This is a genomic window from Streptomyces sp. MGP-BFMKR1 (assembly GCF_057766585.1).
The window spans coordinates 5,693,654-5,708,919 of sequence record NZ_CM173408.1 but is presented as its reverse complement, the minus strand read 5'-3'; the positions used below and the strand labels follow the sequence as shown (position 1 = coordinate 5,708,919).

10 protein-coding genes and 1 pseudogene are annotated in these 15,266 nt (G+C 75.4%); 1 reads left to right on the top strand and 10 read right to left on the bottom strand.

All coding sequences use genetic code 11. The features are described 5' to 3' along the window. Positions 1-170 precede the first annotated feature (170 nt). The 8 genes and pseudogenes from AC3CHW_RS22525 to AC3CHW_RS22490 form a co-directional block, all read right to left on the bottom strand. Positions 171-1,223 (bottom strand): annotated as a pseudogene (locus AC3CHW_RS22525) ((2Fe-2S)-binding protein); the annotation flags it as partial. Positions 1,224-4,474: 3,251 nt separating this feature from the next. Continuing rightward, complete coding sequence (locus tag AC3CHW_RS22520; protein ID WP_187087840.1) at positions 4,475-5,371, bottom strand: FAD binding domain-containing protein; 897 nt, start codon at positions 5,369-5,371, stop codon at positions 4,475-4,477. A gap of 810 nt (positions 5,372-6,181) precedes the next feature. Next, entirely contained in the window at positions 6,182-7,030 is an 849-nt protein-coding gene (locus tag AC3CHW_RS22515; RefSeq protein WP_187063086.1) for a carbohydrate ABC transporter permease, read from the bottom strand. A gap of 110 nt (positions 7,031-7,140) precedes the next feature. Next, a complete protein-coding gene (locus AC3CHW_RS22510; RefSeq protein WP_488467656.1) occupies positions 7,141-8,208 on the bottom strand; it encodes a carbohydrate ABC transporter permease in 1,068 nt (355 codons plus the stop codon). Between the two features lie 11 nt (positions 8,209-8,219). Next, a complete protein-coding gene (locus tag AC3CHW_RS22505; protein ID WP_398610794.1) occupies positions 8,220-9,521 on the bottom strand; it encodes an extracellular solute-binding protein in 1,302 nt (433 codons plus the stop codon). 583 nt (positions 9,522-10,104) lie between these two features. Continuing rightward, entirely contained in the window at positions 10,105-10,497 is a 393-nt protein-coding gene (locus AC3CHW_RS22500; protein WP_176161891.1) for a recombinase family protein, read from the bottom strand. 120 nt (positions 10,498-10,617) lie between these two features. After that, positions 10,618-10,926 carry a DUF3039 domain-containing protein gene (locus AC3CHW_RS22495; RefSeq protein WP_176161892.1) on the bottom strand — a complete coding sequence of 103 codons (309 nt, stop codon included), beginning with the start codon at positions 10,924-10,926 and terminating at the stop codon, positions 10,618-10,620. A gap of 15 nt (positions 10,927-10,941) precedes the next feature. Continuing rightward, the gene (locus AC3CHW_RS22490; protein WP_488467655.1) at positions 10,942-12,267 is read right to left on the bottom strand and encodes an MFS transporter; all 1,326 of its coding nucleotides are present in this window, start codon (positions 12,265-12,267) and stop codon (positions 10,942-10,944) included. 149 nt (positions 12,268-12,416) lie between these two features. On the opposite strand from AC3CHW_RS22490, the gene AC3CHW_RS22485 reads away from it, so the two are divergent. After that, the gene (locus tag AC3CHW_RS22485; RefSeq protein ID WP_488467654.1) at positions 12,417-13,376 is read left to right on the top strand and encodes a LysR family transcriptional regulator; all 960 of its coding nucleotides are present in this window, start codon (positions 12,417-12,419) and stop codon (positions 13,374-13,376) included. A 52-nt stretch (positions 13,377-13,428) separates the two neighbouring features. On the opposite strand, the gene AC3CHW_RS22480 is transcribed toward AC3CHW_RS22485, so the two are convergent. Both AC3CHW_RS22480 and AC3CHW_RS22475 read right to left on the bottom strand, forming a co-directional pair. After that, on the bottom strand, positions 13,429-13,959 hold the full coding sequence (locus AC3CHW_RS22480) for a VOC family protein (RefSeq protein ID WP_488467653.1): 531 nt from the start codon (positions 13,957-13,959) through the stop codon (positions 13,429-13,431). A 423-nt stretch (positions 13,960-14,382) separates the two neighbouring features. Further along, positions 14,383-15,030, bottom strand: a complete 648-nt coding sequence (locus AC3CHW_RS22475; RefSeq protein WP_398610799.1) for a YqgE/AlgH family protein — start codon at positions 15,028-15,030, stop codon at positions 14,383-14,385. Positions 15,031-15,266 lie beyond the last annotated feature (236 nt).

Here is a 15,266-nt window from a genome sequence, read left to right as displayed (position 1 = left end):
CCGCCGTAGCTGACGCCCTGGCCGTCGGTGCCGTAGCCCGTGTAGTCGGGTGTGGTGTGGCCCGTGCCCTGGCCCAGCGGGTCGTGCCCGGCGTCGTACGCGACGGGCGCGCCCTGCGGCGCTCCGTGCCCGGGGTAGCCCGCCGGGAACGCGCCCGGGACCGCCGAGGGGTCGGCGGGGTGCGGGGCGTCGTGCGGCGGGAACTGGCCGTGGCCGTGGCCCGGGTTGGCGGCGGGGCCGCCGTCGCCGGCCGCGCTGTCGTGCGCGGCCTCGTCGGCGGCGGCAGCGGCGGCCTCACGGCCGGCCACCACCTCGCGTACCGCGTCGAGCACGCCACGGTAGCCGGAGCAGCGGCAGAGGTTGCCGCAGATCGCCTGCCGGGACTCCTGCTCGGTGGGCGCGTGGTTGCCCTCAAGCAGGTCGTGCACGGTCATCGCGAGGCCCGGCACGCAGAAACCGCACTGCACGGCGCCCGAGGCGGCCAGCGCCCGCTGCACGTCGCTGGGCTGTCCGTTGGTCGCCAGCCCCTCCACGGTGCGGACCTCGGACCCGGCGGTGGTCGCGGCCGGCACCAGGCAGGAGGCCACCAGGCGCCCGTCGACCTGCACCGAGCAGGCCCCGCACTCGCCCTGCGAGCAGCCGTCCTTGGCACCCGCGAGGCCGAGCCGCTCGCGCAGCACGTACAGCAGCGACTCGCCGATCCACGCGCCGGTCACGGGCCGGTCGGCGCCGTTGACCCGCAGTACGTACGAGGCCAACGGGTGCTCGGTGTGCGGGTCGGCGGGGGCGGCCTCGGTGGCGGCGGACCCGGAGGCCGGGGCGGCGGCCGACGCGTCGGCGTCGCCGGACACCTCGGACGTGGGCGCGCCCGCCGTCACCTCGGCGCCGTCGGCGCCGGTCGGGTCCGGTCGCGCCGGAGCTGGCACGGCGGCGGGGCCGTCGTCCTCGGGGCTCTCGGCGGCGTCCGGGTCGGTCGCGTCGGTGACGGAGCTGCCGGTGGGTCCTGCGTCGGGGCCGGCCGTGGGGTCGTCGCCCGCGCCCTCGGGGTGCGGCTGGTCGGCCGTGGCGTGGTCGGCCGTCGCGGCTCCGGGGTCCTCCCCCGCACCGGGTCCGACCGGGGCGTCGGCTCCGCTCGGGGCATCGGCGTGACCGGCGCTCGTGTGGGCGCCGGTGGCGTCGGCGCCGTCGTGGCCATCGACGTCACCGCCGGCAGCGGGCTGCGGCTCGGCCGCCACGGCCCGGCGTGGGCCGGGGATCGCGGCGAGGTGCGCGCCGGCGTCGGGTCCCGTGTCGGCGTGGGTCGGCTCGACGTCGGCGTGGGTCGGCTGGGCCACGCCACTGGCCGGGTCGTGCGCGGGCCGCGCACCGCTCAGGGCCGCGCTGGCCAGGTCCGAGCCGGCGCCGTCGGTGCGGGAGACGTCGGTACGGGGCGCGTCCGCGTGGGAGGCGTCGGTACGGGAAGCCTCGCCGTCCGCGACGGGGTGCGCCGAGCTGGGCGCGCCGGGGTCAGCCGAGCCGGGGTCGGCGGAACCCGCGTCGGTGGACCCGGCGTTGGCGGGTCCGGCGTTGGCGGGTCCGGCGTTGGCGGGTGCGGCGTCGGTGGCGACCGGGCCGAGGGCGATGGGCGTGCGCGCGGCGGTGGCCGCGCCGTCCTCAGTCGTCGCGCCGTCTTGTGCCGCCGCGCCGTCCTGTGCCGTCGCACTGTCCTGCGTCGCCACGCCGTCCGGTTGCGCGGGCGTGCCGTGCGGCGGGGTGCCGTGCGGGAGAACGCCGTCGATCGGCGTGCCCTGCGCGGGCGTCGCGTGGCCGGAGGCGTCCTGGATGGGTGTGCCGTGCGCCGGGGTGCCGGGTACGGGGGTGCCCTGCGCCGGGGTGCCGTGGGTCGCGGTCCCGTGCGCCGGTGTGCCGTGCGTCGGCATGCCCGGTACGGGCGCGCCCTGTACCGGTGGGGCGGGCGCGCGGGTGCCCTGCGCGGGCGTGCGCGGGGCGGTGGCCTCGGGGGCGGCGGCCGGTGCGCCCGTGACCGGGGCCTGGTCCGCCGGACCGGCGAACGGGGCGGCCTCGGCGCCCGGTTCACCGGCGGGGCTCGGCTGGCCGTCTCCCCGCGTCGCGCCGTCGGCGGTCGGTACGGCGTCGGCGGTCGGCACGCCGTCAGGTGCCGGTGCCGCGTCGGGCGTCGGCTGGTGTGGGCCCGCGACGGCCGGGTCGCCGGGGTCGCCGGCGTCGTCGGGGTGTGCGTCGGCGCCGGGGTGCGTGTCAACGCCGGACGCGCCGGGGTGCGCCGGCGCGGGGTGCTGCTCGCCCTGCGGCGGCTGCTCCCCGTGCGGTGGCTGGGCCGGGTCGTCGTGCCCGGGGTCGCCCTGGGCCGGCACGTGGGCGCCGGCAGCCGCAGCGGCACCGGAGGGGGCGACGGAGAAGCCGAACTGGCCGGACGCGTCCGGCAGTTGGCCGTCCGGTCCGGGCGTGGGCCAGGGCAGCCGGGCGGCCGGCACGTCCCCCAGCTCGCCGGCGGCGCCCTGCGGCGCGTGGGCGTCCGGGGAGGCGTCGGCGCGTACGCCGTCGCCGGGCGCGGTCGGGGCGTGCGGCGCTTCGTCCGCGCGCACCGGCGCGTCCTGCGCGGCGTCGAGCGTGGCGGCAGCGGGCGTATCGGCAGCGGGCCCGTCGGTGTGCTCGGCCTCGGGGCGCGCCGGGCCGCCGCCCACGCTCGCGGGCTGCTCGTCGCTGGTCGAGGCTCCGTCACCGGCTTGGGCCGCGTCGTCGGCCTGTGCCTCGGCGGGCGCCTGGTCCGCCGCGGCGTGGCCCGCCGCCGCCTCCCCGGGCGCCCAGTGCCGCGCCGCGGCCGGGGCGCCGGGGGGCTGGCCGGCGTCCGGACCGCGCTGGTCGTCGTCCGCTACCTCGCCGGCACCGCCGGTGACCTCCGCGCCGTCGGGGTGCGCGGGGTACTCCGGCTGCTCGGGCTGGTGCGCGGGGCGGGGGCGGTACGGGGCGACCAACCGGTCGGCGAGCGCGTACGCCTCCGGCGCCTGCCCGGGCATCGGTTCGCCGCGCTCCGCCGCGCCCGCCACCGGCCACTGGCCGGTGCTCGCGTCGCCGGCCGGCGGCGTCGGCCACTGCGGAACGCCCTGCGGGCGGTGCGGCTCGTGCGGTCCCGGCCCCTGCGCCGCCGGTCCCCGCTGCTCGCCGGGGCCCGGCCGCTCGCCGGGCTCCGGCCGCTCGCCCACCTGCTGTCCGGGCAGGCCGCCGTCGGCTTGGGCCGGGTTCGGCACGCCGTGCCCGGCGGTGTCCTCGGGCCGGCCGGGGCCCGGCCGGTCGGTAGCGTACGGGGCCTGCTCCGGACCGCCGTAGGGGTGGCCCGGCTCGGGCTCGTCGGCGTCGGGGCCGGCCTGCGCCGGGTAACCCGGCTCCGGGTAGGGCGCCTGGTCGGGGTCGGCACCGTGGCCGTAGTCGGCGGGGCCGGTCGCGTCGGCCGGGTAGCCGGGCGGGTAGGAGTCGTGGTCCTGCGGTCCGGCGCCCGGTGTCTGCGCGGCCGGCGCCGGCTCGCCCGGGTGCGGCCGGTTGGTCTGCGGGCCTCCCGGGTGCGGGGGCAGCCCGAACCGGTAGGCGCTCATGGTGTATTCGCCGGTTTCCTCGACGCTGTCGTCGCCGACGGTGGGCAGCGTCCACTGCCCGGTCCCGCCGAGCGCCGAGGGCACCGGCCACTGCGCGGTCGCGTGCGGGTCGTGCGGCTGGCCCTGCGCGTCCGCCCCGCCCGCGTCGTGCGCGCCGTGGTCGCCGTACGGATCGTGCGCGGGGTCCTGCTGGCCGGGGTGGCCCTGCTGGCCGTGGCCCGGGGCGTGTTCGTCCGGCTTGGCCGCGCCCCGCTGCCCGTAGCCGGCCTGGCGGTGCTCGCCGCGCGGGAACTCGCCCGCCTCGTCGGGGCCGTCGTCGGCGGCGAGCGGGATCGACCACTGTCCGGTCGCGGGCTGGCCGCCGCGCGTCGGGTCGGCGCCCTGGTCCGGGGCGTGCGGCAGCGACCAGTGGCCGGTGGCGGCCGGGTCGGCGCCGGGCCCGTCGGCGGGCCCGGCGTGCTGTGCGTACGGCTGGTCGTACGGCGTCGCGTACGGCTGCGCGTCCCGCTCGTCGACGTGCCCGCCGTCCTCGGGGCCCGCGGCCAGCCGCGGCGGCGTGGACTGCGGGTGCCAGTGGGCGCCGGGGGGCGGCGTGTAGCCGGTGCCGGGCGCGGCCAGCGGGTCCCAGCCCTGCGGCAGCGGCGCCGACGGGTCGGCCAGCTCGGGCGGCAGTTGCACGAAGGCGGTGCCCTCGGCGTCGTACTCCGGGCCGCTCGGCATCGGCTGCCAGCCGGCGAACGCCTGCGGCGCGCCGGCGGGCACCCCGTACCCCGCGTCGGGCGCGCCGTGCTCCGGCTCCTCGGCATGGCGCGGCTCGGCGTCGGGCCCTGCCGGGTGGCCGGGGCCGCGCGGGTGGTGTTCAGAGGTCATGCGAGCGCCCTCCCCAGTGCTCGGCGGGCCAGGATCGCCACCGTACGCCGCAGGTGGAGGGCGGCGGGCGGCAAGGGGGGTGGTTCGTGGGCGCCGTCCTCGGGCGCCGGCGGGTCCGGGATGCAGGCGGCGGCCACGTACTCGCCGAAGGCCGCGCGCACCTCGGGGGCCAGGCCACGGGCGCCGTCCCAGTCGATGAGCGAGGCCACCCACGCCTCGGCGTCCAGCGGGCGCAGCGGCATCGGGGCGACGGCGCCGACCGCGCAGCGCACGCCTCGGCGGGCCGGGTCGAGCACCACGGCCACCGACGCGATGGCGCGGCCGGGGCCGGTGCGGCCGGTGGCCTTGAGGAAGGTCTGCGGGGCGTGCAGCAGCGGAACGCGGACGAAGCCGACCAACTCGCCGGGCCGCAGCATCTCCACGCCCGCCAACAGGTGGCTGACCGGGATCTCGCGGCTGCCGTCGGGGCCGACGATGACGAGCGTGGCCTCAAGCGCGGCGAGCACGGGCAGCGCGTCGCCGGTGGGCCCGCTGGTGACGACGTTGCCGCCGAGGGTGCCGGCGTTGCGGATCTGCGGCGGTCCCGCGGCGCGCGCCGCGGCGGCCAGCGCCGGGATCAGCGCGGCGAAGTCGGGGCGCCCCATGCGGGCGTGCGTCAGTCCGGCGCCGAGCAGGGCGTGCCCGTCCTGGTACTGCCAGCCCCGGATCTCGCTGATCCGGCCGAGGCCGACCAGCGCGGCGGGCCGCAGCAGCCCGGAGTTGACGGCCGCCATCAGATCGGTACCACCCGCGACGGGCACGGCCGCGGGCATGGCGGTCAACGCCGCCACGGCCTCGTCGAGCGAGCCCGGCAGCGTCACCGTGTGCGCTGCGTGCGGTACGTGCGTGGTCAACCAGATGCCCCTTCCCCGGTCCCCGGTGTCCCGGCTGCCAGCCGTACGGTACGTGCTGACGGCCTGGACGTGGCAACTCTGGCACACATCGACGACCCGCCGCCGCGAGGGTCCACGAAGCGGGGTTCCATCCCAGAGATGCGGATAGTCCGATTTCACCGAAGTTCCGGACGATTTCCGCTTGCTGGTGGAATGCCAGTCTTCAGGGGCTTCGGGGGACACCGCGCGGCTCGCACCGCGTCACGGGTCCACCGTTACCGGACGGCGGAGCGACCCGCTCCGCGCACCGACGGACTCACACGATCGGGGCCGCCCCTCGCTCGGACGTCCGAGCGGGCATGAACAGGGCCCAGCGGTGTCAAGCGGGGGCGGAGCGAGGCCGGGCGGTGCCGGGCGGTGCCGGGCGGGGTGGGCGCGCGAGGCCGGGCGGGGACGCCGGCCCGGTGGGCGGCCGGCCCCCGCGTCGGCATCGTGCCCCGGCGGCGGGGTGCCCAAGTAGCCCGTATCACCCACACCACGCACACCGCCCATGCCGTCGATGCCGCTCATGTCACCCGTGTCATCGATGCGCCCGGGCGCGGCCATGCGCCGTCGGGGCCCGCCGGTGCGCCGCTGCCGCGCAGCCGTGCGCCGGCCGTGCGCACCCCGGGCGGCCGGGCGCGGCCGGCGGCGGGCAAGCGGTGGCCAGTGGTGGGCGGACGGTGGCCGACGGCCGGCGCGCGGCCGGCCAGCGCGGCGACGGTCAGGGCACGGGGCGCGGCCCCGCCCGAGTCCCGGGCGGGGCCGGCCCCTTCGCCGAGAACCGGGCCGTCAGTCCTTCACCGCCCCGCCGAGGCCCGACACGAGTCGCCGCTGGACCAGGACGAAGAAGACGAGCACCGGGATGGTCATGATCGTCGAGGCCGCCATGATGCCGCCCCAGTCGTTGCCCTCGTCCTTGAAGAACACCAGGAGCGCCATCGGGAGCGTGGAGTTCTCGGTCGCGCTGATGATGAAGGACTTGGCGAACAGGAAGTCGTTCCAGGTGGAGATGAAGGAGAACACGCTGGTGGCGATGAGCCCCGGGAGCACGAGCGGGAACAGGATCTGCCACAGGAAGCGGGTGCGGCTCGCCCCGTCCAGGTAGGCGGCCTCCTCCAGGGACTCGGGGACGGCCTTGACGAAGCCGCGCAGCATCCAGATGGCGAACGGCAGCGAGAACGCGATGTGCGGCAGGATCAGCGAGCCGAGCGTGTTGAGGCCGATGCCGGGCACGCTGTCGCCCAGGTCGCGCATGAGGAAGAACATCGGGATGGTCAGCGCCTCGACCGGCACCATCTGCGCCACCAGGAACATGATGAGCACCGTCGTGCGCATCTTGAACTTGAAGCGCGTGACGGCGGTGGCCGCGAGGAAGGCGATCAGGGCCGAGGCGACGACCACGGTGCCGGCGACCAGCAGGCTGTTGAGGAAGTAGCGGCCGAAGTCCTGCTGGTCGAAGACGCGTCGGAACGCGTCGAGGGAGGGGTTCAGGGTCCACGGCCGTGGATTGCTGGACTGCACCTCGCTGGCGGGCTTGAACGCGGAGAGCACCATCCAGTACAGCGGGAAGGCGACCACCACGGCGATGAGCACGGCCGCCGCCTCGGCCGCCAGCCGCCAGGGCCGGCGGACGCGCAGCCGCGCACCGCGCCGCGGCCGGTCGGCCGGCGCCTTGCTGACGGGTCGGTCGGCGAGCGCGGGGCGGGCGGAGCCGGCGTCCGCGGACGAGGGGTTCGCGGTCGAGGGGCTCACAGCTCTTCTCCTTGCCTGCGCAGCAGCCGCAGATAGATCAGCGTCACGGCGAGCAGGATCAGCAGCATGACGATGCCGATGGCCGAGCCGAGGCTGTATTGCGAGGAAGCGAACGCCTTCTGGTAGGCGTACACGTTCAGCACCAGGTTCTGGCCGGCGATGCCGCCACCGTTGGTCATCACGTAGATCTGCGTGAACACCTTGAAGTCCCAGATGATGGACTGGATGGTGACCACGACCAGGATGGGCCGCAGCATCGGCGCCATCACGCTGCGCCAGATGCGCCAGTTGGACGCGCCGTCCAGCGAGGCCGCTTCGAGCACCTCGCCGGGGATGGCCTTGATGCCCGCGTACACCGTCACCATGACCAGCGGGAACGAGCACCACACGACCTCGAAGAGGACCAGCGCGAAGGCGCTGTAGCGGTCGTAGGTCCAGGAGAAGTCCTCGAAGCCGGACAGGCCCACCCAGACGAGCATCTTGTTGACCGGGCCGAAGTCGGGGTCGAAGAGGAAGACCCAGACCGTCGAGCCGGTGATGGCCGGGGTCGCCCAGGCGCCGAGCGCGGCGAGCATCAGCGCCAGCCGGGGCACGGCGCGGATGCGGGTCAGCAGCACGGCCAGCCCGCAGCCGACCACGAGGGTGGAGAAGACGCAGACCGCGGCGAACACCAGGGTGGCGACCAGCACCTCCCAGAACTGCCGGTCGCTGAAGAGTTCGGTGTAGTTGGCGAAGCCCTGGAAGGTGGCCGGCTCGCCGCCGCTGACCTGGGCCTGGGTGTACTCCAGGAAGGAGATCAGGCCGAGTTGGTAGATCGGGTAGACGAGCAGCGCGGCCAGCACGATCAGGGCCGGTGCCAGGTAGAGCCACGGCGTCCAGCGCGAGGCGCCGAGCCCGCCGGGGCTGCCGGGCTTCGGTGCGCGGGGGGCCGCGCCGCCGCGCCGCCCGCCCTTCGCCACGGCGGACACCGGGGCGGGGGCGGCAGCGGCGGCGGCGGCCGGGACGAGCGGCGCGGGGGCGCCGGGCCCCGCGCCGGGGGCCGGAGAGGAGGAGTCGGGGGACATCACTGGCTCACTCAGCCCGCTTCGGTGAAGGCGGCGTCCATCTTCTTGCGCGCCTCGTCGGCCGCCGCGTCCACGTCCTTACGACCGCTGACGATCTGCTGGAACATCGTCGGCAGCACCAGACCCGCGTCGATGGCGGCCCAGCCCGGCGACGCGGGGACGAACTTCGCCACGTCCAGGGTCTTCACGAACGGCTCGGCGAACGGCTCGCGCGCCGCCGCCTCCTTGCGCACGTCGGTGTAGGTGGGCAGGAAGCCCATCGCGTCGAAGAGCGCGCCCTGCGTCTTCTTGCTGGTGAGCGACTGCATCAGGTCAAGGCCGAGGGTGCGGTGCGAACTGCTCTTGAGCAGGCCGATGTTGTTTCCGCCCGCGAACGCCGGAGCAATCTCGCCGGCCTTCTTCCCGGGCAGCGGAACCACCGCGTACTTGCCCTTGACCTTGCTGGCCTCGATGGCCGGGTGGTTGAAGTTGCCGGCGATGGCCATACCCGCCTTGCCGGAAGCGAACGCCTCGACGGTGTCGTTGCCGCCCATCTCGGCACACTTGTTGGCCGGGCAGTTCTGGTCGCCGAACAGCGCGGTGTACGCCTTGATGCCGGCCTGCGACTGCTCGCTGTCGATGGTCGAGCGGTAGGCGCCGTCCTTCTCGGTGGCCAACTCGCCGCCGTTCGCCCACAGGAACGGCATCGCGCCGTAGGTGTACGCGCCGCCCACCGCGAGCCCGTACAGATCCCCCCGCTCCGCCCGGATCTTCTCGGCGGTGTTGACCAACTCCTCCTGGGTGGTCGGCGGCTTGAGGCCGAGGTCCTTGAAGACGTCGGTGCGGTAGTAGAGCGCGCGCACGCCGACGAAGAGCGGGGAGCCGTACGTCTTGCCCTTGACGGTCACCGACTCCTTGGCCGTGGCGTCGGTGTCCTTGCTCTGCGGCCAGCTCGCGAACTCCTCGCTGATGTCCGCGAGGCCGCCGTCCTGCACGTAGCCGGCCGTGTCCGTGTTGCCGTACTCGATGAGGTCAGGGGCGCTCTTCGGGTCGTTGAACGCGGCCTTGATCTTCTCGGCCCGGGTGTTGATCGGGATGTAGGTGACGTCCACGTCGACGTCCTTGTGCTTGCCGCGGAAGTCCGCCACGGCCTGGTCGACGACCTTCTTCTTGGGGTCGTTGTCCACCTCCTGGAAGAGCCAGACGCGCAGCGTGCCGCTCTTGTCGTCCTTCTTCGCCTCGTTGTCCGAGGTGGACGGGGCGCAGGCGGTGGCGGTCAGGCCGGCCGCGACAAGTGCCGCCACCGGCGCGGCTATTCGAGCAAAGACGTTCATATACGGAAACCCCCACGGAGTGGCGTTGCACGATGCGCAACGCCCGTTTCGCTTTGCACAATACGGAGGAGGTTAAGGGCCGTTGTCTGGCCGTACAAGAGGTCCCGACCACTTCGTGACCGGCAAAAAGTGCGCACAAGGCGCGGCATGTCGACATGTGTTGGTCGCGCGGCCGGCCAGCCCAGGCGGCGACGCCCGACCACGACCCGGCCCGGCGAGGCCCGGCGGCTCCGGAACGGGGGCGACGATCAGCCCACGCGCGGGCCCGGACGGCTGAGAGCGGGCGAAGGAGCGAACCCTGCGAGCGGCCCGGCCACCTCCACCTGATCGAGGGACCGGCTACGGGTCAACGCGAGGCAGGGCGCGGCACGTTGGACGCGGCGATAGGGGGCGCGGCGGCGCGGGGAGCGGCGGCGCGAGGCACGGCCGTACGGGAACGGCGGCGTGGCGGGCGGCGGCGCGGGAAGCGGCGGCGGTACGACGCGTCGTGATGGCGGCGGCGCGGGGGCGGCCCTGGTGGTGGTGGGGTGTGGCGCGGCGCGAAGCGTACGGGAAGGCGTACGGGAGGGGGCGCGGGGCGGGGCTACTCCGGGAAGCGCTCGCCGGGGTAGGCCGGCTCGGGGAACGGCACGGCTTCGAGGCGGGCGCCGGCCGCGCCGAGCCGGGCCACCACCTGGTCCCAGTCGGGCCAGCAGGCGTGCATGCGGCGGAGCAGGCGGGGGCTGGCCACCAGGACGACGTCGCAGCCGGGGTCGTCCGCCCACTCCAGGAGCCTGTCCATGGACGCCTGGAGCACGGAGAACACGCTGCTGCCCACGGGCTGGTAGCCCCGCTCGGCGGCGAGTCGGCCGCACTGCTGGAGTTGTGCGTCCCAGTCCTTGTCGAACTGGCTGAAGGTCGGCGAACCCTCGTCGGACTCATCGACCTCCCGGGCCCCGAACACCAGATACGCCGCCCGTTCCACGCGCCCGCTCATGGCAGCGACCTTACTGCGCGGCCCGGCCCGACAACACCGCGCGCCCGGCCCGTATCCCGAGCGGATACGGACCGGGCGCGCGCGCAGCCTCCGGGCGCGGGCGGCGTGAGCCGGCAGCGGCTACTTCTTGCCGTCCTTACCGCCCTTGCCGTCCTTGCCCTTGTCGCCACCGGCGCCCATGCCCTCGAAGATCTCCTTGCACATGGGACACACCGGGTACTTCTTCGGGTCACGGCCGGGGACCCAGACCTTGCCGCAGAGTGCGACGACGGGCGATCCGGAGAGCGCGCTCTCCATGATCTTGTCCTTCTGTACGTAATGGGCGAAGCGCTCGTGGTCGCCGTCGCCGTTCGACACCTGCGGCGTCGGCTCGACGAGGGTGCCGGTACCTGCCCCGCGCTCGGGCTCGGGCTGAAGAGGAGTGCTCATACAGCCCAAGGGTACTCACGCCTGGGGTGTGCCCGACGCCCCACCGTCCACAACACGCGCCGTGCCCGCGCCCCCGCCCGCGCCGCCGGCCCCGCACGCCACCCCGTCGCCGTCCGCTCGCGCGGCGTCGCCAACCGCCCCCGGCGCGCCGGCGCCTGCCGTGCCCGCGCCCGCCGCGCCGGTGCCGCGCGCGCGGGTCGCCCCGGCGCTCGCCGCGCGCCCCGCGCCCAGGTGCAGCAGCAGGCTGAGGCCGAGGATCGCGGCGGCGGCCCAGGGCAGCGCGTCGCCGGGCAGGCCCGCCGCGAGGGCCAGGCCGCCGAGCGCGGAGCCGACGGCGCTGCCGAGGTAGAGGGCGGAGTTGTTGAGCGCGAGCGCCACCGTGCCGCGCCGCGCGCTGACCGCGAGCAGTTGGTGCTGCTGCGGCACCTGGAGCGCCCAGCCGCCCGCGCCCCACACGACCAGGGCCGCGCCGAGCAGCAGCGGTACGCCGGCGACCGGGGCGAGCACCAGGTGCGCCACGCCCACGGCGGTGAGCAGGGCCGCGACCAGCGCCCGCACCCGCCCCGTGCGGTCCACCAGCGGCCCGATCAGCAGGCTGCCCAGCACGCCGCCGGCGCCCCAGGCCCACAGGTAGGGGGCGACGCCGTCGATGTCGCCGGCCGCTTCGAGCACCGGGGCCAGGTAGGTGTACAGGCCCAGGCTGGCGACGGCGCCCAGGAAGGAGACGCCGACGACGGGGGCGACGGCCGGGTCGGCGATGGCCCCGAGCCGTGCCCTGGCCGGCACCGGCGGCTCGGCCGGAACCTGCGGCAGCAGCGCCGCGAGCCCGCCGATGGCGACCGCGCCCAGGGCCGTGACCAGGCCCATCGTGGCCCGCCACGACGCGTGCTCGGCGAGCAGCACGCCCAGCGGCACGCCCAGCACGGTGCCGGTGCTCATGCCACCCATCACCAGGGCCAGCGCCTTGCCGCGCCGCTCGGTGGGCACCAGCGCGGAGGCCGCGGCGGTGGACAGCGCCGCGTACACCCCGGCCCCGGCGCCCGCCACGACGCGCGAGGCGAGCAGCAGCGCGAGCGAGGGCGCCACGGCGGTGAGCCCGTTGCCCAGCGTGAAGACGGCGAGGGCGACCAGGATCACCGACTTCGGCCTGGCGCCCGTCAGCAGCCCGGCCACCAGCGGCGCGGACAGCGCGTAGGCGAGGGTGAAGGCCGTGACCATCTGGCCGGCCAGCGACACGGTGGTGTCGAGGTCGTCGGCGACCACGGGCAACAGCCCGGCCATCACGTACGCGTCCAGGCCGAGGGTGAACGCCCCCAGCGCGAGCAGCGAAACCTTGCGCACAGTGCGCTCCTTGAGGTTGACGGTCGTGGGTGACCGGCGGCCTGCCCCGCCCGGCAGGCCCAGCCGGAACGGGGCGGCGGGCCGGAAGCGTAGGCACTCTCCGGATCGCCGCGGAAATGCCCGAGCGCGGGCACTTATGCTCGGGAGGCATGAGTGGTGACGAGCGGTACGAGGAGAGCGGCGACGACGCGCGGGAGCCGGTGGCCGCGGGGCTGCTCGGGCTACCCGACGTGGAGTTGCGGCACCTGCGCGGCTTCGTGGCCGTGGCCGACGAGCGCAACTTCACGCACGCCGCGCACCGGCTGGGCATCGGACAGCCCGCGCTCACCCGCACCGTGCGCGCCCTTGAGGAGGCCGTGGGCGCCCGCCTCCTGGACCGCAGCACGCGCCACGTGGCGCTCACCGACGCCGGCCAGCGGCTTCACGCCGAACTCGCCGTGCTGCTCCCCCGGCTCGGCGAGGCGCTGCGCGCGCCCTGCCGGCACGCCAGGCTGCGGCTCGGCTTCACCTCGCTGCTGCCGCTGGCCTGCGCCGGGCTGAGCGCGGCCTTCGAGCCCGCCACCGGCGCCCGGGTGCGCCTGGTGCGCCGGGACACCCCGCTGGCCGGCCTGGACACCGGCGACTGTGACGTGGCGGTGGTACGCGGCGAGGTGCCACGGGACCGGCAGGACGGTCACCACGCGGTCCGCAGCAAGGTGGTCGCCCACGAGGCGCGGGTCGCGGTCGTCGCGCGCAGTGCCGCGGGGGCAGCGGCGCCGGTGGCCCGCCGTCGCGTCCTGGACTGGACCGAACTGGCCGACCTGCCGCTCGTGGTCAACACCGTCACCGGCACCACCCGCCCCGAGCTGTGGCCCGCGGGCCGGCGCCCCACCCTGGCGTGCACCAGCGGCAACTTCGACGAATGGCTGGAGGCGGTGGCGGCCGGCCACGGCGTCGGCGTCGCCCCGGAGTCGGTCGCCCAGCGCCACACGCACCCCGGCATCCGCTTCGTACGCCTGAAGAACGCGCCCCCGGTCGCCGTCCACCTGGCCATCCCGGCCCGCGGCGCCCATCCGCTGGCGGCCCAGTACTACGCCATGACCAGCGCGAACTGGCCCCCGAGCGCCTGAGCCGGGGACGGCTGAACCCAGGGCGGCGCCTTCGCCACGGGCCGGCCCGGCGTCAGCGCCAGGTGTTGTTGCTGGTGTGGTCGCCGGCGAGCCAGCGGGCGAGATCGGCGTGTGCCGTCGTACGCCGCTCGGCGTCGATCCGTGCCACGTCGGGGTGGTCGACGACGAACTCCAGCATGAGCCCGTTGGGGTCCGTGACGTACAGCGAGAGGCAGTAGCCGTGGTCTACGACGAAGGTGTCGGGCTCCGCGTAGCCGGCCTCGGCGACGCGCTCGCGCAGCGCGTGCTGGGTCTCCCGCTCGACCTTGAAGGCGATGTGCCGGAAGGGCGTGAAGTGGACGTCGGTCCGAAACTCCCGCTGGTCCTCGGGGTCGGCGAACTGGAAGAAGGCCAGGGCTCCGCCGTCGGCGAGGCCGTAGAAGGTGTGGGAGTAGGCGCGCTCGGCGCCGAACAACACGTCCCGCTCGCTCCAGGTGGCCACCAGCGGCAGACCGATCACGTCCTCGTAGAAGCGCCGGGTGGCTTCCTGGTCGTCGGTTATCCACGCGTGGTGGTGCAGGCGCAGCGGAAGGGTCTGGCTCACGTCGGATCAGCTCCTTGGTGGGGTCTCCGTTGACACGGGGGCGGGCCTGGCCGTCCGACGACCGCCAGCCCACTCCCAGCATGACCCAAGCTGGTTTAACGTTGAACTACTTTTCGCCACGACTCGTCCACCCCGACCAACACCACCCTCCGGGGCTTCGACCTGCGGGAACGGGAACCACACGGCGACCGCCAACCGGGACGACTCCCTGGCCCACCAGGCCCGCCACACCGCCGACAAGCACCCCCACCTGCCCGGGCCCGGCCCGCCAAGCAGCGAGCAGCCCAGGCGCGCCGATGTCCACATCCAGCGGGCCGACCACCCACGAACGACCTCGACCGGCATCCCGACCACCGGCTCACCGCCCCGCGCCGACGGCCGAGCCGGGCGCCGCGTCGCCGCCGCCAGTTGAGCGAGGCGTCGTCAGTTGAGCGAGGCGTCGTCCGGGTACGTGGCCACCATCGCCAACTCGCTGCGCTGCCGCCGCAGCACGGAGCGCCACAACTGCTCCGGATCGGGCGACGACACGTCGCCGGGCTCCGACTCCACGACGTACCACGCGCCCTCGACCAGTTCCTCTTCCAACTGGCCCGGCCCCCACCCGGCGTACCCCGCGAAGATCCGCAACGAGCCGACCGCCGAGGCGAGCAGCTCCGGCGGGGCCTCCAGGTCGACCAGGCCGATCGCGCCGTGCACCCGACGCCAGCCGATGGGGTCGCCCCGGCGCACGCGCGCCCGGGAGCGGGTGGCCGCGCCCTCGCCGGTCGACGACTGGCCCGAGTTCGGCACCCGGTCGCCCTCGATCGACTCGCCCGGCACGACGGCGACGCCGAGCGCCGAGTCCAGCGACACCGGGCCGCCCTGGAAGACCACGCCCGGCTCGCCCGCCAGCGCGGCCCACGATTCGAGGATGTCGCCGACGCCGACCGGGGTCGGCCGGTTGAGCACGACGCCGAGCGAGCCCTCCTCGTCATGATCGAGCAGGAGCACGACGGCACGGTCGAAGTTCGGGTCGGCAAGCGCCGGTGTGGCGACGAGCAACCGTCCTGTGAGCGAGGACACCTCGGTCATGCGCACATGATCCCGCATTTCCGGCTCACACGGGGGGCGGAAACCACGTCCCGACCCAGGAGCAGGTGGGGCGTACGACAGCAGCGACGGCGCACATCACAATGAGTCATCGATCGAACACCCTTCGCGCACACGGGGGCCGGGGCCGGTGGCCGAGAGCCGATCGAGCTTACGGAACGGCTCCCGTTGGCCATTACCCTTTCCTTTTGCCCCCCTTGCTCATCAAGGCCCATCCC